The sequence below is a fragment of the Pseudoalteromonas sp. TAE79 genome (assembly GCF_000498015.1).
In the GTDB taxonomy this organism is placed as follows: domain Bacteria; phylum Pseudomonadota; class Gammaproteobacteria; order Enterobacterales; family Alteromonadaceae; genus Pseudoalteromonas.
Map to the genome: position 1 here is coordinate 1 of NZ_AUTL01000174.1, position 25,291 is coordinate 25,291.

Genomic DNA, 25,291 nt, shown 5'->3' on the forward strand with positions numbered 1-25,291 from the left:
TCTGTCGACTGAGTTCAATACCGTATTGCTTAAACATCGCTTCCTGGCGATACAGCGGTAACCCGTATTGGTATTTACTGGTGATAAGCTGACTGAGCAAACTGCTGGTTGCAATGCCTTTGTTGATGGGCATGGCAGGCATTGAGGCTTGTTTAATCTGTGTCTGAGTTGAGGATTTATCACAGTGACGGCAGGCGTATTTAGGCCTAATATGCTCAATCACTTTGATTTTAGCGGGTATGAACTCAAGCTTTTCTGACTTATCTTCACCCATTTTATGTAGCTCACCGCCACAGCAATCACAGGTTTTGTCGATGATGTCGTGAATAACCTGCTCACGAGGTAAGTCTTTTGGCAGTGCCTTACGCACCGGCTTTTTACGGGTATAGCTAATGGATTGTTGCTCTGCCTCAACTTCCTCAACAATTTCTTCCACTTCATTGAATAACTCGCCTTGCCCGGCAAAGCCTTCAGCACTTTTGCCGAATTGTTTTTGTTGGGCCAAGCTCCAGCGCTCTTCCAATGCCGCAATCTGGGCATCCTTCTGCGCTAACAGTTTTTCAAGTTCAGCAATGCGCTGTTTAAGGGCGAGTTCATTTTTCATGACGCCTATTTTAAGGCATCATCAAAGGCTTTGCAGTGCTAACTGAACTCACTTTGATGATCATCAATCGATCGCAAATATTAAAGCATTTTCTTACCTGCGACATCAATTTTACTGTGTCCAATCACATCATAACCCGATAATAACCAGTGTAATTGCTGCTCGCTTAAGGTCATGGTGGGTGACATGAGTTTGGGCCATTTGAACTTATGCTTATCTAATCGCTTATACCACAGTGCAAAACCGGTGTTATCCCAGTAAAGCAGTTTGAGTTTGTCACGGCCTTTATTACAAAACACAAATAGCGCACCACTGAGCACGGGTAGTTCAAGCTCTGCTTCCACCAACGCCGCCAGACCATTAATTGATTTTCGAAAATCAACGGCATCGGCACATAAATAGACGGTGGGTACATCAACGAACATCCTCATACCGTTAGCCCTTTAATAATGGCAACGATATCGGCCGTCGCTAAATCGATAGGAAACGTGAGTTGGCCGGTTAGCGTATCAAACTGCAGCGTATTTTGACGAGTTTGCGCGCAGACTTCAGTAGTTTGTTTTACCTGGACAAAACGTGATGATGTAAGGCACTGCGTGTGCACTGGCAAGGTGGAATTAGGCTGGTCTTTTGCCAGTAAAGCACGTTGTTTATAATAAGTCGTAATAGCGACATTATGGTGTTGGCAGAATTCAATATTAGTACCACTAAACGTACTGCGTTGCAGCAAAAGCTGCTGCCACTGTGCGCTTGTTCTGTAAGTTTTCATCACCTGCTCCGAATTTATCATTGAGCAGGTATTTTTAGATAATCAGAACATCGATGCTAGGTGTGGTTCGCTAGACGCTTACAATTAATACACACTCACATCAACACGCAGGGCGGGCGAGCAAAGCGACTCCTGCTGTTAAAATTATAAAAACATACGCTCTACGATGAGTGCGCAGCATTTTCACTATGACTCTCCACCGCTGAAGGTATCATGACATCACACAAGCATTAAGTTGTAGAGCTCCCGAACCTAACGAGCTGGGCTTTTTACATTTTTAGAAAAGTGATTCAGGTATTCCTCTAGAGCGAAGCGTCTCTCAGTGAATAATCTACTTAATTTAACGAGTTAAAGTGGCATCGCCGATGCGAGTGTAGTTTTTCACTGTGACTTCCTAACGCTGAGTTTACTATTGCACTGTACAAAGCTTCGAATTAAAGAAAGTCCTAACCGAAATAGTCGTTTTTTGCATATATAGAATGTAAAAATATGAGTGAATAATATCAATTCAAATATATAAGCAGATTGGTATTATATAAAAAGTATGAGATCCTAATAAGTCGAAGTTATTTTAAATTAATGGTGTTAGTTAATGATTACTCGTTAACAAACCTCTGACTTAACTTGTTTATGAAGGCAATGAATACTAATATAATTTCATGACCTTATAACTAAAATTTATTGAGTTAGTTGTTTTAAAATTACTACCAATAATGATTGTGAGCTGTAACTAGATGCCCTATGAAACATTTTTAGATGACTCTACTTCGCTAGTTGAATTTACACGTATTTACTTAGCTATTTTTTATACTTTTGTTGCGGGGTTTTATACATTTAGAATTATTTATAAAAATAGAGACACACCATCAGGCGTTATTTATCCCGGAGATAAGTTTTGTACTAGTTGGTGGAACCATATGGTTTTTAAGTTTTTCAGGGCTGCTATTTGGTTTATATGTGTAATTAGAGTGTTTGTACCTGAGTTAGATAGCTACCTTGGGTTATTCCCAATTCTCAATGGCTGGCCAGGTGTATTATTTGGCGATATTTTATTGAGTGCAGGTTTTATTTTGACGATGTTTGTACATTTTCATATGGCGGCACTTTGGCGTTCAGGAATTGATCCTAAGGGACCACATGAGCTTAAAACATCAGGACTATATGAATACTCTAGGAATCCGATGTATTTAGGTGTTGTAGCTGCACAGGTGGGTTTCTTTTTAGCCTTACCTAGTATATTTAGTTTGACCTGTTTGGTTATTGGTTTTATAGCTATATATAGACAGACGTTAGTTGAAGAAGCTCATTTAGCTCATCGCTTTTCAATACAATATAAAGAGTACAAGCAACTAGTCCCTCGCTGGTTATAGCTTGGGATTAAGCTTTAAATACATGAAATTTTAACGCAAGAGTAAAGACGTGTTCTGTGTTGAATTGCTAAAATCCAGCAAGATGGACATAAATCAGATCACTTCTTTTTGTTTTATACCAATTCGCTTAATTAAGTGATCTATTTTGAGGATGGAAAAACGTGTTGATAGCTAGGCAAAAAATTTGCTATTTAGTTGTTCTAAATGAGAATTTTTTAACACAGGTAGCGACACATTTAGCCCCGCAAAATGATTAAGTATTATTGCGGATTGGTATTATATACTTTTTCATAAACTCTTGTTTAGTAATTGCCTTTGAAAAAATGTAGCCTTGAATATAATCGCATGCAAGCAGCTTTAATAGGTCATACTGTTTTTGTGTTTCAACACCTTCCGCTACCACCATTACATCTAGGTTATGAGCCATAGTGATAATAGCCTTCACGAGAGCAATACTATTATCGTTTGATTCAATATCGCTTATAAATGAACGATCTATTTTTAAAATATCTATATCTAAGCGCTGTAGATACGCCAAAGAAGAATAACCAATACCAAAGTCGTCAATCGCTATGTCTATATTAATAGTGCTTAAGCGTTTTAATTGTCGCTGTATTGACGAATCTGGATCCATTAAGGTATTTTCAGTGACTTCAATTAAAATAGTGTTGGCGGGTAGTTGGTACTTTTTACTTGCAACAATCCATTCATCCACCCAGCAACCAGTGCGGTCAATTTCAAGAGGTGATGTATTTACACTGACTTGAATTGTCTTTTCACTTAAAACATTGAATTGGACGGTATCTTGAATTGCTTGAGATTTTACCCATTGGCCTATGTCGTTTATTAATCCATTTTTTTCAGCAACAGGTATAAATTCATTGGGGCCTATTAGGCCTCCTTCAGGGTGGTTCCAACGAATAAGGGCTTCAGCTTTTGGTACTGATTTCCCATCAATTGAAAATATAGGTTGGTAATATAATTCAAATTGTTTTTTTACAATTGCAGTGCGTATCTCTTCTATCAGGCGACGCTTTTCTGTGGCTTTTTCTTCGATAGCATAGGAGAAAAACTCATAGCGATTCCGCCCTTTATTTTTAGATAAATACATCGCTTGATCAGCACGTCTAACGAGCTCTTCTACTGTTAAACCATCAGCAGGGAAAAACGTTAAACCTATGCTTGCAGTAACATAGACTGTTTCTTTTTTTATTTTAATGCTCTGCATTAAACTACTTTTTACAGCTTCGGCAATTTTTGATGCTTCATCAGGGCTACTTACACCCTCTAAAATTAATGTAAATTCGTCTCCACCTAAGCGTGCTACTGTATCTTTTGTTGTTATACAGCTTTGCAGCCTCGTTGCTACCTGGTGTAATAATAAATCACCGTAGTCATGTCCAAGGCTGTCGTTTACTTCTTTAAAACCATCTAAATCTATAAATATAAGTGCGAATTTCATTCCCTTAATACTTACTAAGCTTTGTAGTTTCTCGTAAAAATACCGTCTATTTGGTAAATCGGTTAACCCGTCTTGGTAAGCATATTGTTGCAACTGAATATTTGCATTTTCAAGTTCATTAGTACGAAGACTAACTTGGTTTTCTAATGAGCTTTCTCTTTGCTCAATGTTGTATAGCATATCGTTAAAACAAGAAGTTAACTGTCCGACTTCATCTTGTGATAGTTGTTTAGCGCGTAAACTATAATCATGTGATGTGGTTATTTTACTGGCTGTTTGTGCTAAATATAAAATTGGGTTTAAAAATTTACGTCTTAATAAAAGCGACAAAATAAGACTAACCGCAAAGGTAAATACCATCAGGATCATTATAAACTTGGTATAAAAAGTGATTCTTTCTTTAATATAGCTGTCGTTAGCACGTATCTTTAATACACCATAATTATACATATCAAGTTGAAGTAAAGTATTAACCTCAATGCTTTGTTTTATTTCTTCATTTTCGGCTTGAGCAATAACAAGTTGTTCACCAGTCATACTCGTTACCATTATACTAATAACATCTGAGCGTATAAGTATTGGGTTTATAAGCTCTTGTACCGCATCTATATCATTAAACATAAGTGCAGTAGTTATATTGGGTGAAAGCATTTTAGACAGCGACCCCAGGCTTTCTATTTGTTCTTCTTTAGCGCTGGTGATTTCATAAGCACTAAATACAATGGTTACTGTAGCGGTTGATACAAGTGCGACACTCATTAAGATGAATAATAATTTTTTGCTCATTGTATTTAATGCAAATAGTTTTTTCATTGCATTACCTATCTACAACGCGTGCAAGTCGTAGTACTTTTGAACTCATAGTAATGCCTGCATCTTTAAGCTGTTGTGGTGCAATTTCAAAGCGAATTTTACCACTGGAAAGAAAGAATCTGATATGGCCGCCATTTTCAATAAATGAGTCTGTTTCACCAATGACCATAATATTTTTTAGATCTAAAGGAGTTATGTTTTGCCACTGAGCAAATGTATCTGAGGTGATAAATAGCATGTTACACGCAGATGTTGTGACTTCATCAAGAGTGACTAATTTATTATGCAAAGGTAATTTTTTTATAGTGCGATTTTTTAGAGCGGTGTTAGCCACATCAATAAAGTATTTATCAGGGCTACAAATAGTAAATTGATCAAGGGGTTCTAAATGAGAATCCCAGTGTCCAAAACGTGCAAAGTTATACAAGAAGCCTGCTTTTAGCATGTATTCTTTTTCAACAGCGTCAACGCTGGTACTTAAAAGTACCAAGGCTATTAAGCTTCTGTGAATTAGACTTCTTAATTTAATCATCTAATTAGCTTAGAAATTTGCTGAAATTGTAAACGTAATACATTCATCAATATAGTTTGGTAATGTATAGGTTTCGCGCGTATTACTGTATTCAATATGTGAACCTGAAAATAGGTTTTTACCCGAAACTGCAGTAGACCACACAGGAGTAGCCTGCCAATTCCAACTAATATCTAACGTTGTGTAATTATCAGTATTATATGCATTTGAGTTTACTGCTCGTAATGTCGCAAACACGTTATGGTTGGTTAAAAAAGAATAATCGGCTTTTGCAAATAACTGCCTGTTTTTAGAGTCATACCCGATAGCGGGCTCTACTCTAGGAGGTAAATCGTAGTTATAATCGGTGTAACTATAACCAAACTCAGTATTGAGATTATCAATTGGTTGCCATGATACTACTAAGTCGAGCCATTTAGTGGTTGTGTCTGCTACAGATGCAAAGTCTAAATCTATACGAGTCATTGTTAGTGCTTGAAATACTTCTGGAATTCTCCCTGCTAGAAATAAATCAAGTATAGGAGTGAATTGTTCAGCATGCGTATTCATATCAATAACCGCTACGTTTTTAGCATCGGTATAATAAGTAGAAAGATCTAATGACCAATCGTTAGCAGTAAAACGGTAGCCTAATTCATAAGATAGATAGTTTTCTGATTTAACTTTGTCATTACCATTTAGGTAAGTTGCAATTCGGTAGTCGTCTATTTGGTCAAAGCCTGAACTTAAACCGGTAAGATCTTTAATTTCTGTACCATTAACTTTAAAGTTGTCGTTAAACTCAATTAATGTTGGTGTACGGACACTTCGCGATATTGCGCCCCAGGTAAGGTGGTTATCTACTGGTTTGTATATAAGTCTTGCTGATGGTTGATTTTCCCAGCCAGTTAAATCGTTATGATCAAGCTTAGTACCAACAATAAAGTCGAGAGTGTCAGGAGTCACATTGTATTGAGCTTGAACAAGTGCACCATATTGTTTGAGGCTATCAAAGTTTTTATCGCTATCTAAAAATACGCTTTCTGCGAAAGATATAGAATTGTATCGGTAGTTCAACCCTCAATCTAACTGTAGAGATTGATATATAAAGTTCATTTGATAATCAATATCTATAAATTCAAAGTCTTCTTTAATATAATTTTGAGAGCCATTTTGTTTAAGCCAAGAAATTTGTAGCATTTGATTGGCATCTGGCGACATTCTGTTTTCAAGGCGCGCCATTATGCGCGAGTCTGTTCGCTTTAAATCATCTGAAAATGAAATGTTTTCGTTGGTTTCATCGACAACACCTCGGTAGTTTTGGCCAAGTGTGGAATGAGTTACATCACCCTGGAGTAGTGCTGACCACTCATCATTAGGGGTAAAGTCAGCTCTAAAACCTAAAGAGTTTTGTTTGGTTGTGTCATTAGGGGGAAGTGAGATGCCTTTTTGGGATTCATTCGCATCTTTTAAGTGCCCATACACTCGGTAGCTGCCTATGTTACTTATATCACCACCGTAACGAAGATTAGCATCAACATTTATTTGATTACCAGTTGTTACACTTGCGTGTCCACCGCGAGTATCAATACTATTTTTAGTAATGATATTAATAACGCCATTATTTGCGTTACTTCCCCAAAGTAATCCGCCTTGTCCGCGTATAACTTAAATACGTTCAATATCGTACAAAGGAACGTTGAGTGTTTCCTAATAAACAGCGGCAAACTTTGGGGTATATAAGCTTTGTCCGTCAATCATAACCAATAATTTGCTTGAAAAGCGAGAGGCAATGCCTCTTGAGGAAATAGCCCATTGATTGTTATCGAGCTGACGAACAATTAAACCCGGCACCATTTTTAGTGCTTCAGGTACTGATGTAGCACCAGATTTAGTAATTTGTTCTTTACTTAATACATAAATAGATGAAGCGGTATCAAATGCTGATTGTGCTCTTTTCATCGCAGAAGTTGCTTGCACATCCATACCCATTAAAGCATCAAGATCGAGGTCTTCATCTTCAAACGGCTCAGCCATTACAAGAGGGCACACAAAAAGTAATGGCCAAAATAAACGTTGTGATATTTTCACCCAAAAATCTCCTGCGCAATCAAAAAATCAAAAACAATGACTGTTTTTGTAATACATGTGATATCACACAATATTAACACACATTAACAGCGTAAAAGTATAAATGCGATTAAATCAAAACAACTAATTTTGTAGTAGTTAAAAAATAGAAATTACTGAGAGTTATATGGTTATATACTATTTAAAATTTAGTCTATTTTTGAAGGACTTCAAAGTATTTTGCGCTTATTGATTATTTAACTTTGCATATCATGCTTTTGCAAGGGCGATATTAATTATACGTGCACGATTAATCTAACTTTGTATTAACTATTATTGTAATTTCAATTACCTTTGCTTTTATTAAAGGTATATAGAATACTTAAATTCGCTTGGTTTTGCTTTGAAGGCACCAAAGTATGGAAAAAAATGAATTAATTAATGTCGAAGAAGTACTCAATTTAATGCTTGATGCGGTATGCGTGGTAGATAAACAAGGCACATTTGTTTTTGTAAGCGCAGCATTTGAGCAAATTTTTGGTTATACGGCCGACGAAGTTGTAGGCAAAAAAATGATTAACTATGTTTACGAAGGTGATCATTATAAAACGCATAATGCCGTAACTTCGCTGTTGTCTGGCGAAATGGTGAACCCTCGCTTTGAAAACCGTTGGATGAGAAAAGATGGTCAAGTAGTTCATATATTATGGTCTGTTCGTTGGTCAGAGCAACATCAAGTAAGAATCGCTGTCGCGCACGATATAACTGAACGTAAAGTAATGGAAGATCAACTCCATTACATGGCTCGGCACGATTTGTTAACTGGTTTGCCTAATCGCTCTTTATTGATGGAGCGATTTGAAAAAGTAATTATTAGTGCAACTACAAACAACACATTTTTTTCTTTACTGTTTATAGACATAAATGGCTTTAAAGCAGTAAACGACACCCACGGACACGAAACTGGCGATAAGCTTTTATGTGCTATAGCAAAAAGGCTCTCAGCGTCGGTTAGGCATTACGACACAGTAGGGCGTTTAGGCGGAGACGAATTTTTAATTATTTTAGATAACTTAAGTTCTAGCCACGAAACCGTCAGAATAAAAAATAAAGTCCTCACTGAGTTTAAAGCTGTCTTTAAGTTAGATGATGTACTACTAAATATTTCCCCCAGTATTGGCATTGCAAACTACCCAGAGCACGGACAAACAGATCATGAACTTATAAAATATGCTGATCAAGCTATGTACAAAAATAAACAACAAGGCTTAGATAACGTAACCTATTTACCTTAAAAAATCATGCTGAACTACCACCTTAGACAACTTACTTTCACAACGCCCTTTACTACAATACATTACTTAGCGCCACATTTTTAATAGCGGTTTTCCAGTGCTGCGTTAAAAATCTATAAATGCTCTTACAGCAGTTTGTAGGTAGTTCCTTGATAAATGAACTGCACAAGCTATGCCTGGTTGATAATGAAGGCAATTACCGTATAGGCAGTAATACATTTTTTACTAATGATGCAGGCGAAAGCAAGGTATCTGTCACTGATTATACAACCGCAATGGTTGATGAAGCGCAAAATGCGGCGCACGTTAGTAACCATATTAGTATTGCCTACTATATGGTTACTAATCAAAAGCGTTTGATTATTTAGATATAACAATACTGGCTCACAGGGCTAAAATAATTTAATCTGAGCGTATTAATTCTTATTAAATTATTTGCCTAATGAGCCTTCTTTTTTCTCTTGCGTTAGCAAGCCTTCCCGCTTTACCAGAGCCAGTTGCAAATAATGCTGTGGCTAAAGTTATTGTTAAAAATCAGCCCTACTTTTTAAGCTTTATGGGGCTGGGGCGCGATAAACAATACTCGTCAGTGCATAACAAAGTGTGGGCGCTTAAAGTTGGCGATTCACAGTGGCAATCTAAAACTGGTGTGCCTTCAAGCTTGCCATTAAAAGGGCGCTTAGCAAGCACCGCAGTCGGCTTAGGCGAGTACGCTTATGTGTTTGGCGGTTATACGGTAGCAGAGGATCATACTGAAGTTTCAAGCCCCGACGTATATAGGTACGACGTAATAAAAGATACCTACACTCACCTTGCTAGCACGCCAGTACCCGTAGACGATAGCGTCGCGCTGAACTACAAAGCGCGTTACATTTATCTAATTAGCGGTTGGCATAACGACGGCAACGTAAACTTAGTGCAAGTGTACAACACGCAAAATAATACATGGCAACAAGCCTCGCCATTTTTAGGTGAGCCCGTATTTGGCCAAGCCGCTGCAATTAGCGATAATACCATTGTTATTTGTGATGGCGTTAAAACACAAGCTAATCCTGATTCGCGTCGCTCGTTTGCAGGTGTAGCACAGTGCTTAAAAGGCACAATAGATTCAACTAACCCACAAAGAATAGATTGGCGTACCTTGCCACATCCAACGGGCACTGCTCACTACCGAATGGCAGCCACCAGCTATAATGGCAATATTTATATGATGGCAGGCTCTAATAACCCATACAACTACAGCGCAATAGGTTACGACGGTAAGCCTGCACCAGCAAGTGATCATGTTTGGCGCTTTAGTATCGAAAAAAACGAATGGCAGATTTTATCCCCAGTTGAAGTAAAGAGCATGGATCATCGTGGTTTACTTGAGTACAGTGGGGTTTTATATCGAATTGGCGGTATTGATAATAACCAGCAAGTAAGTGCTAACGTACTCAGTTATAAGGTTGAAAAATGAACACCCTTTACATTACCGGCGCAGGAGTAAGCGCAGCCAGTGGTATTCCCACTTTTAGAGGTGAGGACGGTTATTGGACCATAGGCAGTAAAAATTATACGCCTATGGAAATGGCAACGCGCGCAATGTATCAAAACAACCCAAAAGAGTTTTTAGCTTGGTATTACAACCGTTTTGCAACGTATCGTAACCATGGCCCAAACGACGTACACCATTGGCTAAGTGACAAAAACCTAATTACTCAAAACATAGATGGGCTTGATGGCAAAGCGGGTAACAAAAATTACATAGCTATACACGGCAGGCTTGATCAAATGACCTTATTTCATGAGCAAGGTGAGCCAGTCACGCCACTTGCCACCCCGTGGGATAGCATAGACGAAAGCCGCCTTCAAGAATCTCTTTTTGAGCTATTTAATATTCAACACCAAACGCCTGAGCTTAATCATTCATTTAAGCCCTTTGTTTTATTATTTGACGAATACTACACCGATCTTTACAGAATAAACGAAGCGCAACAGCGTATGCTCAACGCCGATAAAATTGTATTTATGGGTACCTCGTTTAGCGTAAATATTACGCAAATGGCAATTGAAATAGCCCGAAATTACGATATACCCGTTGAAGTTGTTGACCCTGAACCTGCACATATTTTGCACGCTAACGTCACATATAAAAAAATGAATGCATTAGATTACATTCAATCTAATTAAGAAGTGCTATATTTTAAAGGGATTGATAATGTTTTCTTAAATATTACAATCTCTTTATATAATATTAACGAGTCAAAAATGTTATTATTATCCTGATTATAACAATACTAAAGAGATCTGAATGAGCGACTTAACTGCAATAGCAAACTTGTCCATTTTACTTGTAGAGCCTTCAGAGGTTCAGCAAAAAATAATAATAAAATCGCTTTTAGAAAGTGGTGTAAAACAAGTTGAAACTGCATCTACACAAACACAAGCGCTTAGCTTATTAGCAAGTTATCACCCTGATCTAGTTATAAGCTCTATGTATTTATCTGACGGGACAGCCGACTCACTATTGCAAGAAATAAGATCAAACCTTATCACCGAGCATCAACCTTTTATGCTTATATCGAGCGAGCGTAATAAAAAATACCTTGAGCAATTACGTCAATCGGGTGTTCTAGCTATTTTGCCTAAGCCTTTTAGCGCAAAAGCCATTACCCGCGCACTCAAAGCAACCCTCGATATTATAAGCGAAGAAGAAGTAGAACTTGATCATTTTGACGTAACGCTGCTGCGAGTTTTAGTGGTAGACGACAGCCGCTTTGCGCGTAAACACATAATACGCGTACTTGCGGGTATGGGAATACCAGCACCGGTAGAAGCTGAAAACGGTAAAGAAGCTATTGAGCACTTAAATAACCAATCGTTTGACTTAATTGTAACCGACTACAATATGCCAGAAATGGACGGACGAGAACTAACAGAAACCGTTAGAAGCTCAAATAGTTACTCGCATATTCCTATTTTAATGGTGAGCTCAGAGGCAAACGAAACGCACCTAGCAAATATAGCTCAAGCGGGAGTTGATGCTATTTGTGATAAACCGTTTGAACCGGCCACAGTGCGAGAATTACTGTATAAAATAATGTCTTAAAAGTAAGTACAAGCGTAGGACGGTTATTATTTGGCCTACGCTCATCTTTAAAATACATTTACTATTACAGTTTTCCTAATCTATAAATGAGTAATGCCGTTTTTTTAATGTTTTTATCAAGGCTGGTTAAATCGGCTGTTTCGTTTTTAGTGTGCGCGCCGCTGCCCATCAAACCTAAACCATCAAGTGCCATATCAACATGGTTTGCCGCAAACGAAATATCAGCTGCACCTGCGTTGCGAGGGTTGGCGGCTACTACTTTGTTGAAGCCTAAATCGTGGCTTGCGTCGCTGTATAATTCTAATAGCTTTTTATTGCCATCAGTTAATGCCATTGGCGGGTAACCGTCTTCAAAAATAAGCTCTGCTTTACTGCCATTTAAACTGTTGTTAGCAATGAGTTGCATTGATCTTTTTGCGTTTTCGAATTGCTTTGGCGATAGTGCGCGTAAATCACCTGCTACATGCACGGTTTGTGCTATTACATTACTTTTACCAAACGCCGTTGCTGACGAATTAGCACTGTCGTAGTCGGCATTTGTACCACCTACAATAAGCCCTGGGTTAAATGTTAAATTAGGTTGCGTGGCAAGTTGCTCTCTAAAATCATTTAAAATGCGTGATGCTTCGTAAATAGCGCCATAACCAACGCTTTCGCTAAATATTTGTGACGAATGCGCTGCATTTGCCGTTACATTTAGCGTCCAACCGGTATAACCACGGCGCGCCGCCATAGCTGTTTTTATATTGTTATCGCCATTTTCATAGCCAAGCGCTACGTCAGCCCAAATTGCTGCATCAACAATAGCTTGTTTAGATAAGCTAAGCGGGCGACCGCTGCTTTCTTCATCGCCAGTCAGTAATACTTTTATGCTTACATTTTCGAGTAAATTAAGGGCTTGTAAGCTTTTAAGTGCGGTAATTATTATCGTGTTGCCACCTTTCATATCGGCAACGCCTGGGCCACTGGCTGTATCGGCATCAAGCTGTTTGTAGGTAGTAAAGTTATCGTTTTTGGCAAATACCGTATCTAGATGGCCGATCATCAGTATTTTTATTGCATCGGGATCATTACTCTCATGGGTTGCTAATACATGCCCTGCGCGGTTAAACGCACTGCCATCAAGCCATTCAACTTTAAAACCAATGGCTTTGAGCTGCTCGCTTGTCAGCGCACCTACTTTTTTTACACCTTCAATATTAAGCGACCCGCTATTAATATTTACAGCTTGCTCTATTTCTTGCAGTGCTTGGGGAATGTTTTTATCGACCTGTTTTACTATTTCACGCTCATTTTTATCAAGTGCAGCATGGCTTGTAAGCGGTAGGGTACTAGCAAGTGTGAGGATAAGTGCATGGCTAAATTTTAAAAATGACATAACAGCATAATAAGTGAGAAATAAGAATATTTAATATGAAGTAAAAATCCAGAGTATTCAATAGAAGTAGATTGCGATTTTCAACTAATTTTATAAGTAATAACGAGTTACAGGTTTAAGGGTTATAGAGTGAACGCGTTATTGGTTTAAACACAGATATTTAAAATATTAGCTGTTAGCTGTTAGCTAATAATCAAGCTGTATAACTAAACAACGATTTGTCTGATATTACTGATCTCCACCATTTTGGGGTTTTGCTGCATTTAGAAAAGGTAAGGGAAGCTAACTAACTGTTTACATATGTTTATTTTATAGCTAGGATAAAATCATTGTAATGTATGGGCATTTGTTGGTTTGTAAAACGAAAAATGTCGTAGACTAAATTGTTATAACTCAAAGGATAGATTCGTTCTATGTCTAAAAATGACCAAATATTAATAGATCAAATAGTTAAACAAGAGCACAAAAACCATACAGATTATAAAACGGAAGATGGTTTTTTTGAGTTTTATAGTTCTTCTCAGCTTTTGAGAAATTACGATCTTAGTTATGACGAAATTGAAAACGGAATTTGTGGTACATCTTTGGATGGAGGCGCCGATTCAATTTATTTATTCGTTAACGGCGACCTAATAAATGAAGACAGTAAGATTGAGGATAATTACAAAAGAAATGCAACTATCGAATTAGTGATCACTCAAAGTAAAAATGAAAAATCTTTTGGTGAAGATGTAATTCTAAAATTAGCAAAACTAAGTAAGAACTTACTTGATCTAGACTTTGAAGCAGAAACTTTTAAAAATCGATACAACGATACGGTCATATCTAAATTTCAATTATTTAAGAATACATACCTTCAGCTAATTACTAAAAAACCTAAATTACAGATAAAGTACTTTTATGTCTCAAAAGGCGTAGATATTCACCCGAATGTTCAAGCTCAAATCGATGAATTAAAATTAGATGTGTCAGAAATACTGACCGAATCAGAAGTGACATTTGATACCATTGGCGCAACAGAGTTGTTGGAAATATACAGAAAAAAAGAAAATGAAGTTTTTAGTCTTAAATTAGCCGAAACACCTTTGTCTTCAGAAGGAAAAGTATTTATTTCATTAGTTAGGCTCAGCGATTTTAATAATTTCATCACTGATGAAGACGGAAATATAATAAGAAATATATTTGAAGCAAATGTTCGAGATTATCAAGGAAAGAGTAATGTTAACTTAGATATTAAGTCTACTTTAGAGACTAAAGACTCAAAAGAAGATTTTTGGTGGCTGAATAACGGCGTGACTGTTCTAGCTGATGATGTTTCCGCTCCAGGTGGGAAAGAGCTAATTGTGCATAACCCAGAAATTGTTAATGGATTGCAAACATCTACCGAGTTATATAGATTTTTTGCTAGTGAAAATGCTCATGATGATGATAGAAGCCTCTTGGTCAGAGTTATTGTTCCAGAAAATGAAGAAAGTAGAGATAAAATAATTAGGGCTACAAACAGCCAAACACCAATTCCTAAAGCTTCCTTGAGAGCTACAGATTCTATTCATCGAGATATTGAAGACTACTTTAAACCTAGAGGACTTTTTTATGATAGACGAAAAAACTTTTATAAAAACGAAGGTAAGAAACCTGCTGATATTGTAAGCCTCCCATTTTTAGCTCAATGTGTAATGGCAATAACTATGCAAAAGCCTGACTTTGCACGCGCTAGACCTTCGACCTTGCTCGAAGACAATACCTCATACGAAAAACTATATAATAAGAGTAATGATGTAAAGTCTTATTATATTGCAGCTTTACTTGGTAAAAAAGTAGAGAGTTTCCTTAAGTCAAAAGATGCATTAACTTCTTCGGATAAGAACAACATCAAGTTCTATATTACGTATTCTGTTGCCGCTAACTTAACTAATAATAAATTTCCTGCTTTTAGGGCGCTTTCTACAGTAGAACCAAAAGACATCACTCAAGAGGCTATTATAAGGTCTTTTGATTCAGTATTACATTTATATAATGAATTGGGTGGCGGTGATAAATTAGCTAAAGGGCAAGAAATGATAAAACAGCTTAAAGAAATAATTTTCGGTTAAATTGAGTTATAACAAGACCTTTAAACACCAATTATCCCAGCTCAATTTTTCCTGCGAACATCTAGCCCATATTTAGCACAAGCTGCTATCAGGTTTAATAACATTGGTATTAAACCTGATAGCCCAAAATATACCAATCAAAGTTTAATTAGTCGGCATTAAATAAATCTCGCGTACGCTGTTGCGCTGGTTTGCTTCAATGGCAAACAATACGGCGTCGGCTACATCTTGTGGGTCGAGTTTGTCGGGTTTAGCTTCATCAAAAAATGGGGTGTTTACCATGCCTGGTGCTATGGTTGTGCAGCGGCCATTCCATTCGCTCATTTCCTCAGCTAGGTTTTGTCCAAAGCCATAAGCAAACCATTTAGTTGCACCGTAAATAGAGCCACCAATTGGCTTACGGCCAGCGGCAGAGCTGGTTAATATAAAGTGACCTTTGTTTTGGCGTAAATGCGGCAGTGTTAGTTTTGCAGTCCACAGTAGGGCTTTAATGTTTATGTCAATCATGGTTGACCACTCATCCGGATCACCTTTTTCGGTGCCTGCGGTTGAAACACCCATACCCGCGTTAGCAAAGGCTACATCTAATCGGCCAAACTTTTCAATGCCTTTGGCAACTACGTTTTCAAGCGCGGTAAAGTCGGTTGCATCTGCGGCTACGCTCAGTGCGTTATCTGATCCTAGTTCGGCAACAAGTTGGTTAAGTTGCTCTTCTCTGCGGGCGGTTAATATAACTTTATGACCGTTGTTTACTAAGGTTTTTGCCGTTGCTTCACCAATGCCACTAGAAGCGCCGGTTATGAGTACTATTTTTTCTTTTGCCATATATAACCTCTTTAATGAACGTTAAAAACTTAAAATCACCATAACAATAAACGATTAACCTACATTGAATAGTCGCTATAAATTAGCGATAAATAGCTGTGTTTTGTACTTCAATCATCATGTTTTTTAGGCCGTTATTAAAATTGAAATAAGTGATTAAAAAAGATAGGTTTAAATTTTTTATTCTATATACTCGCGCCACTTCTTTTGAAGTCGGTTTTATTAGATTTAACCATTATTTTGCTGAGTTTCAGCCACATTTATCGGAACAAACATGAAAGATAAACTTTTAGCGTTTTGGCAAAGCCATTCAGAAACAATCATCACTTTAGGGTACAAAGTGATTTTAGCGTTGGTGATTTTAGTTGCGAGTGCCTTAATTGCACGCTCGGTTAAAAAAGCGATTAAAAACTCTAAATCGCCATTAAAAAGAGTGGATAGTACGCTGCTTCCTCTTTTATCGAGTATTGCTGGTTATTTAGTTTATATAATTGGTGGGCTATTTATTTTAGATATTTTTGGCGTTAATACGGCGAGCTTAATTGCGCTAATGGGTGCTGCTGGTTTAGCGATTGGTTTAGCCCTTAAAAATACGCTGAGCAATATTGCTGCGGGTATTATGCTGCTAATACTCAGACCTTTTAAAATAGGCGATTTTGTTGATGCCAGTGGCACGCTTGGTACTGTGAGTGAAATAAACCTGTTTACCACTATTTTTAAAACCACCGACGGCCTTTATATTGCATCGCCTAACGGCAAAGTATGGGGTGGCAATATTAAAAACTTTACCCGTAACGGCAAAAGACGAATGGACATAGTGGTGGGTATTTCGTATGCCGACTCTATTGACGTTGGCTTAAATGTACTCAAAGAATTAGCCGCATCAGAGAGCCGATTACTTGCAGAGCCTGCTCCTAAAGTAATGGTGACTTCAATAGGCGAAAGCGCAGTGAACATTCAATTACGTGCGTGGGCTGTTAATGGTGATTATTGGCAAACTGTGTGGGATTTAAATAAACGTGTTAAAGAAGCAATTGAAGGCGCTGGGCTGAGTATTCCGTTTCCGCAGCGTACGCTGCATTTATCGGAGTCGATGGCGTCGGCAATAACGGTAAGTAAAGACGTTTAAATTCTAGTAGCATGGACTGTACTAACTGAGCTATATATTAGTTTCACTTTTAATATACTTGATTATGTTTGTTAATAAATTGATAGTTAAATTTAAATAAGGCTATAATATACAGATACTTTTTAAATTAAATTTTGGTGTCAAGGATGGCTGTGAGAAACTCCCTACGTCTATTTTTTCTGTGTGTGTCTATAAATACTTTGCTTGCAGTGGTGGAGAATCTTCTGATTCTTCCCAACCCATCGAGAAATCACCCGAAACAGTCACTCAAACATATACTATAACTGCTATTGATGGTTATTTACGTTCTGCAGTTGTATGGCTAGATCTAAATAATAATGGAAGACAGGATACTGATGAACCTAGCACTATTACCCAAGCTAACGGTAAAGGAGTACTGACTCTTTCATCTGAAATTAATCCTGAAGATTATAGTGTAATTTTATTTGCTGAAGAGGGTAAAACATTTGATGAAAGCTTAAATAAGGTTATTAATGAAAACTTTATATTAGCTTCACCAAAAGGTGAACAAGTAATTAGTCCTTTAACGACACTTGTTTATTTGAAAAACAGAAAAACGCTTGATATAAACTCCGCTACTTCTCAAATTAGTCAGTTATTAAATGTAGCTCCGCAAAGTTTATTAGAAGACTTTATTATTAAAGGTCATGCTCAGAATGAGTCTGTGGCTGCTGATTTAGTTCGCCTTGCTATTATTCCTGGTTCAGAAACTAAATTGCTTAGTGATATTAATAATAGTGAGAGTGTATTCAATGAACTAAATGAGTACTTAGGGTTAAGAGAAAATGCGGACAGCCAAATATATATTATTAGAGATAGCACCGGTAAGTTGTCAGGCGATACAGATTTAGATGGTATTGCTGATAGTGAAGATTCAGATATTGATGGAGATGGTGTATTAAATACACAAGATGCTTTTCCATATAATATATCCGAATGGAATGATCTAGATAATGATGGTATTGGCGATAATAGCGATCCTGATATCGATGGCGATAATGTAGCTAATGCTTCAGATGTGTTTCCATTCGATGCAACTGAATGGGATGATCTAGATGGTGACGGTATTGGTAATAATAGCGATCCAGATATAGACGGTGATGGCATCCTTAATGATGAAGATGAAAACCCATACATAGCTGAATATAATACGATTAAAAACCCAGGTGAGTTAGCTATAGAGCAAACGATTGTAGGTGATATTTCTCAAGGTCAATGGCAGTATTTTACCGTTGAAGCACCTGAAAATAGAATACTAAATATTACGTTATTTAATTTATCGGGCGATATTGATTTATACGTAGAAGAAGATGATTTCCCAACCAAATTTGAGTATCAATGTCGTTCTAATTTAGGTACTACTCAAAATGAAAGTTGTGCAATACGTGTTCATCAGTCTGCTACTTACCACATCGGTATACTCGCGAAAGAAGGCGCGACTTTTAATTTATTAGCCACGACAGAAAATGTTATATATAAAAAGGCAATGCTACTTTTACACGGATTAGCTTCAAGTCCTAGTACATGGAATGCAATGGTAAATGACGATAGCTTTTTCAATGGTCAATGCCAAATATTAACTACTAACGATAATATTCTTCCAGTAGTTGAAGCTAATAGTGATGGCATTAGCTGTTTCAATTTGGAGTTTGGAGCATTTGATAGAGAAGGCATTTATGCAAGAACAGGCTTAGATAATAAATCATGTATTAATGCTTTGGGTTGTGATGGTGATTTTACCTCTTTTGAAGGCTTAGGTTACGAAGTAGAAAAGGCTGTAGAGAAAATAGTTGATTCTTTAGGTGAAGATACTGAAATATTTTTATTTGGTCATAGCCGAGGTGGTCTAGCTGCTCGCTCTTATTTGCAGAATGATCAAGCTATGTATAGGTCTTTTGTTAAAGGGTTCGCAACAACAGGCACTCCGCATCAAGGTTCTCCATTAGGCCGTTTTTATCAATATATGAATGACAACTGCATACCAGAAGGTACTTATCGACAAGATGGCGGAAAGTGTGAAGATAACTGGGAGGTTGTCGAGATGCTCAATGGTACAAGAACATATTTTGGGCTTAATCTCGGACCAGATTATCAAATGGATTTGCAATCCCCAAGTATTGATCTCTTATCGCCAGAGTCATCTGCAATACAAGATTTGAACAGCAACTTAATGAGCCTTGATGACCTAGTAATAGGGCAACTGGCTTATCAAGGGACTGACTTCGGAATCCTTTCGAAAGACGCTGGTATTTCGGGTTATGATTTGTATGCCTATCGAGCATTATTTTCTGGTGACCATCCGCATCCAGAAACGCTAAGGTATATTGAAAATGGACAAACAAGAGCTTCATTTATTGGTGATGGAATTGTACCTGTTTATAGCCAAAAATTGAGTTTATTGTTAGAAAGACAAGGTATATCAATTACTAAAGAAGATACACAAACAGATGCAAATATTTTGCACACAGAAGAGACTGAAAGAGTAACCGATATTTTTAGGTTGTTAGATGCCTTATATACAGATTTAGAGTGGAAATAAGTATTATGAAAAAAGTGATACTTTTAACTTTTATATGTTTACTGGTAGCGTTTACTTTTTATTGGTTTTTGCCTGTTGTTCAGTATGCAGAGTTCCCAGTGAATACAGATGCTAAATCTAGAGGGATTAAAGATACTGTATCTAATGTACAAACACACCAAACAGACACTACTTTGGTCACTTCTAAATCATCAAAAAATGCCAAAGATAATAATGTTGAAAAAAAAGAACTTAGTGATAAGGATGCTTTAACCATTGCTAAAATGCTTTTAAGTCGTGTTTATAACAGTGAAACCATTGATTTTAATGCTGAAAAAGAACTGTTAACTTATTTAAAAACTACAAATAAAGAAGTTGTTTATCAATTTATTGTTGAAAAATTACAATCAGCAATTAAGGGTAATAAAAATGATGATATATTAATTGAATATACTTTAAGCCTTTTAGTCGCAATAGATACTCAAAGAGCGAGTGAAGTGTTTTTTGGTTTTGTTGCCGAAGATGACTGGCAAGGATCGAGGGCTATATATAACGTTAAAAAGTCGGTAGAAAAACTAAATCGAGGTGGTCAATACACCGCTTTAGCGCAGCAAGCATTTACAATTGCGAATGAAGAAAACCCATTTATTGGCGAGTTAGCTACTTCAATCGCTCGGCATGCAGAGGCTGAACAAATAGAGTATTTATTTGGTTATATTGATGAAAAATATGAGAGTAAGCACATGTTTGTTAAGCGTGCGATGAACACTATTCATGATGAATCTTTAGTTCCTCATATAGCAGGATATTTAACAGATAACTCCACCGCCAATATAAAAAACACAGTACTAAATACGCTTGCTAATATGGGACAATACGAAGCGACTGCTGCCTTAATCAAATGGAGTTCTACACAATCAAAAAGCTCTGCTGAGCAAGTAGAAAAACTGTTTGATATCGCAGTACAAAGAAGCCCTTCTACAAAAAGAGCAATAGAAAAAGAACTACATATTCAAAGTTTTGTAAGTAGCGAGGTAAAATTGGTGATTGCTAATGCTGCGAATAAAAAAACGTTGAAACAATAATGCAGCGACACTTATGCCGCTGCATTGTGAAATTGTTAACCTTCTAATTGAAAGTCGTACACTGAGCCTAAATTTAGTAGCTGCGTTAGCTCATCAAGTGCTTGGTAGCTTTCAGTTAATAGGGCTGAATCTGCAAAGTCACTTGCGCCTAATTTGTCGCGGTAATTACGTTTTGCCCAGTCACACAGTTGTGTGTATTTAGTATCAGTTAAAATAACCTCAGGGTTTACTGCAGCAAGTTCTTGCTCGTTAAGGGCTACACGTAAACGCAAGCAAGCTGGGCCGCCGCCATTTTGCATACTTTGGCGTAAATCAAAAAACTGTACTTGGTTTACTGGGTTATCAGCCATGATCATTTCTTCAATGTAGGCGTTAACCGCGCTGTTGCGTTTACATTCTTGTGGTGCCACTAACAGCATTGAACCATCTTCAAGGCTCACTAGCTGGCTATTAAATAAGTAACTACTTACAGCGTCGGTAATGCTTACTTTATCGGTAGGTACTTCAATAATATAAAATTCTTTATTGCCCACATACGCTTCGCGAATATCTTGCAGTGCCAAAGCTTGGTTTAAAAATGCTTGCTGGTGGCACAGTAATACGTTGGCGTTACCTACTGCAATTACATCGTTATGAAACACACCTTGGTCTATTACGTCTGGATTTTGCTGTAGTAAAATTTGGCTTGAATCTTTTAAGTTATGTAAGCGACAAATTGCTTCTGAGGCTTCGAGTGTTTGCCTTGCAGGAAATTTAGCTGGTTTTGGTAATTGGCTATTAAACGCGCTGGCACCAAATACAAACATTTCAAGGCCTTGCTCGCCGTGGCTGTCACAAAAACGAGTATGGTTTGCTGCACCTTCGTCGCCAAAAAAGCCTTGGTCTGGCAAATGGGTATGGTGCGCAAAGTATTTGTCATTGTTAAACATAGCTTTTAATAAGCGTGTAGTGGTTGCAGGCTCTAATGAACGATGAAACTTATTATTTAAATTAGCTGAAGTAAAATGTACTTTGCCGTCGGTTGTATCAGGAGATGGCGATACCGTAGCGGCATTGGCTGTCCACATTGCAGACGCTGAATAACACGCGCGTAATAAAATAGGATCTGCTTTAAATGCTTTGTGAATTACTTGTGCATCGTTACCGGTAAAGCCTAAGCGGCGCAGTACGTTTAAGTCGGGGCGCGCATGAGGGGCAAATACACCTTGAGTTAGGCCTTTGTCGTGCATGGCTTTCATTTTTTCAAGGCCTTGAAGCACAGCCTCTTGAGGATTTGAAAAGCTTGCTGCGTTATTTAACGAGGCAACATTACCATACGATAAACCAGCGTAGTTGTGAGTAGGGCCAACTAAGCCATCAAAATTAACTTCCAAAGCGTGCATACACGTTCCAACTAAAATTTTTCAATAGGGTGCAACAATACAACGCAATAGGGTTGCTTGCAAAGTTATAAACGCAGTGTTTTTACTAATTTTTTCGATGTTTTTAAATGTGGAGTTTATTACAAGGAGGTTGTTTTTATATTGAACGATTAATTTGAAGTTTAATTAAAATGTACACATAAATTTCATAGTGTGCAAAAGCTTAGCCTAAAGTAGGTTTTTACATTTAAGCTTTATGCCAAGCCTTAACACAATACGATGTTACTTAACATAGACGCGCTCTTTGTCAGCGGTGGTATGGGTATTTGTTGGATCATTAACTTGCCAAACGCTAATGTCTAAACGCCATAAAAGGTAAAGGGTATGGTATAAGTTGAACATGGTTTTTCCTTGGTATTTTCACTGAACACATCAGTTTATAGGAAGAAGTATGCCAACATTAACTTGAATATTTTATGAATAGAAATCAGGTGTTTAGTATTTAAGTGTAAATACATACTTAAGGATTAGCACCAAAGAGGTGAAGTATTTTTAAAATATGCACCAGTGTGGTGTGTTTTTAACAAAAAGCCCTGCAACTATTGGGTCACTTAAACGAGCAAGGCTTTTTAAAAAATATAGTTACTCAAAAAGCAAATTAGCGGCCTACTTTTCCTTTTACTAAAGGCTCGAACGACATTACTTTAAACTTACCGTGGCTTTGATTTTTGCCATTATTAAGTACAGGCGAATTATGTAAATCGTCAACGGTAAAGTATATTTTATGATCGGCTCCGTAACTAAAACCATCAGGCCAGCTCAAACGTTCGTCTTTAAATAATACTTCGTAGTCGCCAGTGGGTTTAACAACGCCAATTGCGCCATTGGTTATGTCGGTTACATATACGTTACCGCCGCCATCAACAATAATACCATCTGAAATTGACTTAGTGCCGTAACGCGTAACTTTGTCTTCAAGTGCTTTACCCGAAAGGCTCTCGTTATTTATATCGCTGGTGGCAATGCGGTAAACCGACGTGCCCGACATTGAGCCAAAGTAAAGCCAGTCTTCGTTAGGGTCAAGCGTAATAGGGTTAACACCTAAGCGGGCTGGTTGTCCGCCAAGGCTCATTGTGCGCCCATCAATAACCATATCGATATTTTCGGCGGTGGTGTAATGGCTATTTTGTAACACTCTGCGTGCGACACCTGTTTTAAGGTTTACCGTAATAATAGCGGCTTGGCTGCCTTGGGCTGTGTCGGCAATGTATACAACGCCATGTTTATTATCGATGACTAAATCGTTTAAAAACGAGGTGTCGGTAATGGTTGGTTTAGCCAGATAAATAATTTTATGTAGTTGCTCTTTGTTTGTATCCCAGCCTACTAAGCGCCCAGCGTGATCGGGCCCTGAAGTGTCGAGCATCCATAAAACGCCATCGCTTGATACGTTTATGCCAAGTACGTCGTAAAAACCTTTACCGTTATTGTACGCGTATGCCCACTCTTCATTAGGGTAGGGCTTAGTTGTACCATCGCTTAAAAGCTCCATAATTTTTTGCTTTTGGCCAAAAAAGCCATGAACAGATAAAAACTTTCTGCCCGATGGGGTAATAGCAATGTTGCCCGGTGGGTGCTGCGCATCAAAAGTGGCTACTGTTTTTAAATCAGCATTTTGGTTAGCAGTATTAGCAGATACGGCGTTGCTACCTAAAAGTGCCGTGCTACACGCCGCAGCTAATAGTAATTTTTTAATATGAGTCATTTTAAAACCTTTTAAAACACGTTTATTGTTTAAAAATTAAGAGCCTAATCGGCTAAGTCGTTTACTACTAAATCGAGCAGCTGCATCAACTGCTTCGCTTGTGTTGCATCTACACTATCAAATTTACATAAAATATTTTTAGGAATATCGGCTGCTTTTAACTTAAGCGATTGGCCATGCTGAGTTAGCTGCACTAGGCGTTTGCGTTTGTCGTGCTCATCTTTAATAACAGCCAGTAATGATTTGTCGCTCATTTTTTTGAGTATTTGGGTCATTGCACCGCCGTCTATCGCGGTTTTATCTATTAGCCCTGCAATTGTTATTTCGTCTTGCTCCCACAGCGCCATCATTACTACGTATTGTGGGTAAGTTAAATTTAGCGCGTTTAGAGGCTCGCGATACGCACGCGCAATGCTGTTAGATGCCATGTATAACCGATGACATAACTGATTTTTTAACTTTAATTGCTCAAACGCCATAACGTTATCCTTTATTTCGATACATGCTATTTTAATTTGCATGCAAAGTATTTGCAATCTCTAATTACTTGATCTATTATTTTGCACACAAACTAAATTGATTGATATTTTAAAACTTTGGAGTTCATTATGAATGTATTACAAAACGTAGCTTACACTGCAAAAGCAACTGCAACTGGCGGCCGTGAAGGCGTAGCTAAATCTGATGATGGTCGTTTAGATGTAAATTTATCAACACCTAAAGGTTTAGGCGGAGACGACGGACAAGGCACTAACCCAGAGCAATTATTTGCCGCAGGTTATGCAGCATGTTTTATTGGCGCACTTAAATTTATAGCAGGTAGCGAAAAAATAGTTTTACCAAGCGACACGCATATTGACTCACAAGTATCTATTGGTGCTATTGAAGGCGGTTTTGGTATTGCGGTAAAACTTGCTGTGTCACTAGGTGATATGGATAAAGCTGCAGCGCAGGAGCTTGTAGATAAAGCGCACCAAGTATGCCCATATTCAAACGCAACACGTGGCAATATTGAAGTAGAGCTTTCAGTTATTTAATAACTAAATAAAGAAAAGTTATAAAAGCACACAACGACAATTAGTCGTTGTGTGCTTTTTTGCGTTTAAGGCATAAAAATTAAATATACGATAA

At 37.6% G+C, this 25,291-nt stretch carries 21 protein-coding genes and 1 pseudogene; 11 read left to right on the top strand and 11 right to left on the bottom strand.

What is annotated here, in order from left to right; all coding sequences use genetic code 11:
• The 3 genes from L655_RS0113075 to L655_RS0113085 all read right to left on the bottom strand — a co-directional run.
• Positions 1 to 604, bottom strand: a 604-nt coding sequence (locus L655_RS0113075) for an IS66 family transposase zinc-finger binding domain-containing protein (RefSeq protein WP_024604010.1), incomplete at its 3' end; no start/stop codon positions are given.
• An 80-nt stretch (positions 605 to 684) separates the two neighbouring features.
• Positions 685 to 1,029, bottom strand: coding sequence for an IS66 family insertion sequence element accessory protein TnpB (gene tnpB, locus L655_RS0113080; protein WP_158001052.1), 345 nt, complete (start codon positions 1,027 to 1,029; stop codon positions 685 to 687).
• Positions 1,030 to 1,031: 2 nt separating this feature from the next.
• Positions 1,032 to 1,373 (bottom strand): hypothetical protein, encoded by a 342-nt coding sequence (locus L655_RS0113085; RefSeq protein ID WP_024591408.1) that lies wholly within the window; start codon positions 1,371 to 1,373, stop codon positions 1,032 to 1,034.
• Between the two features lie 734 nt (positions 1,374 to 2,107).
• Between L655_RS0113085 and L655_RS0113090 the strand changes: the two genes are divergently transcribed.
• Positions 2,108 to 2,743: an isoprenylcysteine carboxylmethyltransferase family protein gene (locus tag L655_RS0113090; protein WP_024592034.1), complete on the top strand. Its 636-nt coding sequence runs from the start codon at positions 2,108 to 2,110 to the stop codon at positions 2,741 to 2,743.
• A gap of 253 nt (positions 2,744 to 2,996) precedes the next feature.
• Here the strand turns inward: L655_RS0113090 and L655_RS0113095 are convergent, their stop codons facing one another.
• From L655_RS0113095 to L655_RS1000000128525, 3 genes and pseudogenes are all read right to left on the bottom strand, one after another.
• The gene (locus L655_RS0113095) at positions 2,997 to 5,018 is read right to left on the bottom strand and encodes an EAL domain-containing protein (protein WP_024605254.1); all 2,022 of its coding nucleotides are present in this window, start codon (positions 5,016 to 5,018) and stop codon (positions 2,997 to 2,999) included.
• 4 nt (positions 5,019 to 5,022) lie between these two features.
• The gene (locus L655_RS0113100; protein ID WP_010553524.1) at positions 5,023 to 5,550 is read right to left on the bottom strand and encodes a YfiR family protein; all 528 of its coding nucleotides are present in this window, start codon (positions 5,548 to 5,550) and stop codon (positions 5,023 to 5,025) included.
• A 9-nt stretch (positions 5,551 to 5,559) separates the two neighbouring features.
• Positions 5,560 to 7,620: pseudogene (locus L655_RS1000000128525) on the bottom strand (TonB-dependent receptor).
• A gap of 398 nt (positions 7,621 to 8,018) precedes the next feature.
• Between L655_RS1000000128525 and L655_RS0113110 the strand changes: the two are divergent.
• The 5 genes from L655_RS0113110 (at position 8,019) to L655_RS0113130 (ending at position 11,985) form a co-directional block, all read left to right on the top strand.
• On the top strand, positions 8,019 to 8,894 hold the full coding sequence (locus L655_RS0113110; RefSeq protein WP_024605255.1) for a sensor domain-containing diguanylate cyclase: 876 nt from the start codon (positions 8,019 to 8,021) through the stop codon (positions 8,892 to 8,894).
• 149 nt (positions 8,895 to 9,043) lie between these two features.
• Entirely contained in the window at positions 9,044 to 9,262 is a 219-nt protein-coding gene (locus tag L655_RS0113115; protein ID WP_024605256.1) for an epimerase, read from the top strand.
• A 74-nt stretch (positions 9,263 to 9,336) separates the two neighbouring features.
• Positions 9,337 to 10,353: a kelch repeat-containing protein gene (locus L655_RS0113120; protein WP_024605257.1), complete on the top strand. Its 1,017-nt coding sequence runs from the start codon at positions 9,337 to 9,339 to the stop codon at positions 10,351 to 10,353.
• The gene (locus L655_RS0113125) at positions 10,350 to 11,066 is read left to right on the top strand and encodes a Sir2 family NAD-dependent protein deacetylase (RefSeq protein WP_024605258.1); all 717 of its coding nucleotides are present in this window, start codon (positions 10,350 to 10,352) and stop codon (positions 11,064 to 11,066) included. The genes L655_RS0113120 and L655_RS0113125 overlap by 4 nt, the downstream gene beginning before the upstream one ends.
• Before the next feature lie 121 nt (positions 11,067 to 11,187).
• Positions 11,188 to 11,985 carry a response regulator gene (locus L655_RS0113130; RefSeq protein ID WP_024605259.1) on the top strand — a complete coding sequence of 266 codons (798 nt, stop codon included), beginning with the start codon at positions 11,188 to 11,190 and terminating at the stop codon, positions 11,983 to 11,985.
• A 64-nt stretch (positions 11,986 to 12,049) separates the two neighbouring features.
• Here the strand turns inward: L655_RS0113130 and L655_RS0113135 are convergent, their stop codons facing one another.
• A complete protein-coding gene (locus L655_RS0113135) occupies positions 12,050 to 13,363 on the bottom strand; it encodes a M20/M25/M40 family metallo-hydrolase (RefSeq protein ID WP_024605260.1) in 1,314 nt (437 codons plus the stop codon).
• A gap of 413 nt (positions 13,364 to 13,776) precedes the next feature.
• Between L655_RS0113135 and L655_RS0113140 the strand changes: the two genes are divergently transcribed.
• The gene (locus L655_RS0113140; RefSeq protein ID WP_024605261.1) at positions 13,777 to 15,456 is read left to right on the top strand and encodes an AIPR family protein; all 1,680 of its coding nucleotides are present in this window, start codon (positions 13,777 to 13,779) and stop codon (positions 15,454 to 15,456) included.
• A 144-nt stretch (positions 15,457 to 15,600) separates the two neighbouring features.
• Here the strand turns inward: L655_RS0113140 and L655_RS0113145 are convergent, their stop codons facing one another.
• A complete protein-coding gene (locus tag L655_RS0113145) occupies positions 15,601 to 16,281 on the bottom strand; it encodes an SDR family oxidoreductase (protein ID WP_024605262.1) in 681 nt (226 codons plus the stop codon).
• A gap of 274 nt (positions 16,282 to 16,555) precedes the next feature.
• Here L655_RS0113145 and L655_RS0113150 point away from each other — a divergent pair, with 274 nt between their 5' ends.
• From L655_RS0113150 to L655_RS0113160, 3 genes are all read left to right on the top strand, one after another.
• The gene (locus L655_RS0113150) at positions 16,556 to 17,410 is read left to right on the top strand and encodes a mechanosensitive ion channel domain-containing protein (protein ID WP_024605263.1); all 855 of its coding nucleotides are present in this window, start codon (positions 16,556 to 16,558) and stop codon (positions 17,408 to 17,410) included.
• A gap of 181 nt (positions 17,411 to 17,591) precedes the next feature.
• Positions 17,592 to 19,970 (top strand): thrombospondin type 3 repeat-containing protein, encoded by a 2,379-nt coding sequence (locus tag L655_RS1000000128025; RefSeq protein ID WP_024605264.1) that lies wholly within the window; start codon positions 17,592 to 17,594, stop codon positions 19,968 to 19,970.
• A gap of 5 nt (positions 19,971 to 19,975) precedes the next feature.
• Positions 19,976 to 21,034: a hypothetical protein gene (locus L655_RS0113160; protein ID WP_024605265.1), complete on the top strand. Its 1,059-nt coding sequence runs from the start codon at positions 19,976 to 19,978 to the stop codon at positions 21,032 to 21,034.
• Between the two features lie 35 nt (positions 21,035 to 21,069).
• Here the strand turns inward: L655_RS0113160 and astB are convergent, their stop codons facing one another.
• The 3 genes from astB to L655_RS0113180 form a co-directional block, all read right to left on the bottom strand.
• Complete coding sequence (gene astB / locus L655_RS0113165; protein WP_004334492.1) at positions 21,070 to 22,416, bottom strand: N-succinylarginine dihydrolase; 1,347 nt, start codon at positions 22,414 to 22,416, stop codon at positions 21,070 to 21,072.
• Positions 22,417 to 23,053: 637 nt separating this feature from the next.
• Complete coding sequence (locus L655_RS0113175; protein ID WP_024605266.1) at positions 23,054 to 24,160, bottom strand: L-dopachrome tautomerase-related protein; 1,107 nt, start codon at positions 24,158 to 24,160, stop codon at positions 23,054 to 23,056.
• Positions 24,161 to 24,204: 44 nt separating this feature from the next.
• Positions 24,205 to 24,639 (bottom strand): MarR family transcriptional regulator, encoded by a 435-nt coding sequence (locus L655_RS0113180; protein ID WP_024605267.1) that lies wholly within the window; start codon positions 24,637 to 24,639, stop codon positions 24,205 to 24,207.
• A gap of 129 nt (positions 24,640 to 24,768) precedes the next feature.
• Between L655_RS0113180 and L655_RS0113185 the strand changes: the two genes are divergently transcribed.
• On the top strand, positions 24,769 to 25,197 hold the full coding sequence (locus L655_RS0113185) for an organic hydroperoxide resistance protein (RefSeq protein WP_024605268.1): 429 nt from the start codon (positions 24,769 to 24,771) through the stop codon (positions 25,195 to 25,197).
• Positions 25,198 to 25,291: the final 94 nt, after the last annotated feature.

What these genes read in the sequence shown, in the direction of transcription:
- tnpB (WP_158001052.1), bottom strand. Translation starts at nt 1,029, where the DNA reads ATGTTCGTTGATGTACCCACCGTCTATTTATGTGCCGATGCCGTTGAT.
- L655_RS0113085 (WP_024591408.1), bottom strand. Translation starts at nt 1,373, where the DNA reads ATGAAAACTTACAGAACAAGCGCACAGTGGCAGCAGCTTTTGCTGCAA.
- L655_RS0113090 (WP_024592034.1), top strand. Translation starts at nt 2,108, where the DNA reads ATGCCCTATGAAACATTTTTAGATGACTCTACTTCGCTAGTTGAATTT.
- L655_RS0113095 (WP_024605254.1), bottom strand. Translation starts at nt 5,018, where the DNA reads ATGAAAAAACTATTTGCATTAAATACAATGAGCAAAAAATTATTATTC.
- L655_RS0113100 (WP_010553524.1), bottom strand. Translation starts at nt 5,550, where the DNA reads ATGATTAAATTAAGAAGTCTAATTCACAGAAGCTTAATAGCCTTGGTA.
- L655_RS0113110 (WP_024605255.1), top strand. Translation starts at nt 8,019, where the DNA reads ATGGAAAAAAATGAATTAATTAATGTCGAAGAAGTACTCAATTTAATG.
- L655_RS0113120 (WP_024605257.1), top strand. Translation starts at nt 9,337, where the DNA reads ATGAGCCTTCTTTTTTCTCTTGCGTTAGCAAGCCTTCCCGCTTTACCA.
- L655_RS0113125 (WP_024605258.1), top strand. Translation starts at nt 10,350, where the DNA reads ATGAACACCCTTTACATTACCGGCGCAGGAGTAAGCGCAGCCAGTGGT.
- L655_RS0113130 (WP_024605259.1), top strand. Translation starts at nt 11,188, where the DNA reads ATGAGCGACTTAACTGCAATAGCAAACTTGTCCATTTTACTTGTAGAG.
- L655_RS0113135 (WP_024605260.1), bottom strand. Translation starts at nt 13,363, where the DNA reads ATGTCATTTTTAAAATTTAGCCATGCACTTATCCTCACACTTGCTAGT.
- L655_RS0113140 (WP_024605261.1), top strand. Translation starts at nt 13,777, where the DNA reads ATGTCTAAAAATGACCAAATATTAATAGATCAAATAGTTAAACAAGAG.
- L655_RS0113145 (WP_024605262.1), bottom strand. Translation starts at nt 16,281, where the DNA reads ATGGCAAAAGAAAAAATAGTACTCATAACCGGCGCTTCTAGTGGCATT.
- L655_RS0113150 (WP_024605263.1), top strand. Translation starts at nt 16,556, where the DNA reads ATGAAAGATAAACTTTTAGCGTTTTGGCAAAGCCATTCAGAAACAATC.
- L655_RS0113160 (WP_024605265.1), top strand. Translation starts at nt 19,976, where the DNA reads ATGAAAAAAGTGATACTTTTAACTTTTATATGTTTACTGGTAGCGTTT.
- astB (WP_004334492.1), bottom strand. Translation starts at nt 22,416, where the DNA reads ATGCACGCTTTGGAAGTTAATTTTGATGGCTTAGTTGGCCCTACTCAC.
- L655_RS0113175 (WP_024605266.1), bottom strand. Translation starts at nt 24,160, where the DNA reads ATGACTCATATTAAAAAATTACTATTAGCTGCGGCGTGTAGCACGGCA.
- L655_RS0113180 (WP_024605267.1), bottom strand. Translation starts at nt 24,639, where the DNA reads ATGGCGTTTGAGCAATTAAAGTTAAAAAATCAGTTATGTCATCGGTTA.
- L655_RS0113185 (WP_024605268.1), top strand. Translation starts at nt 24,769, where the DNA reads ATGAATGTATTACAAAACGTAGCTTACACTGCAAAAGCAACTGCAACT.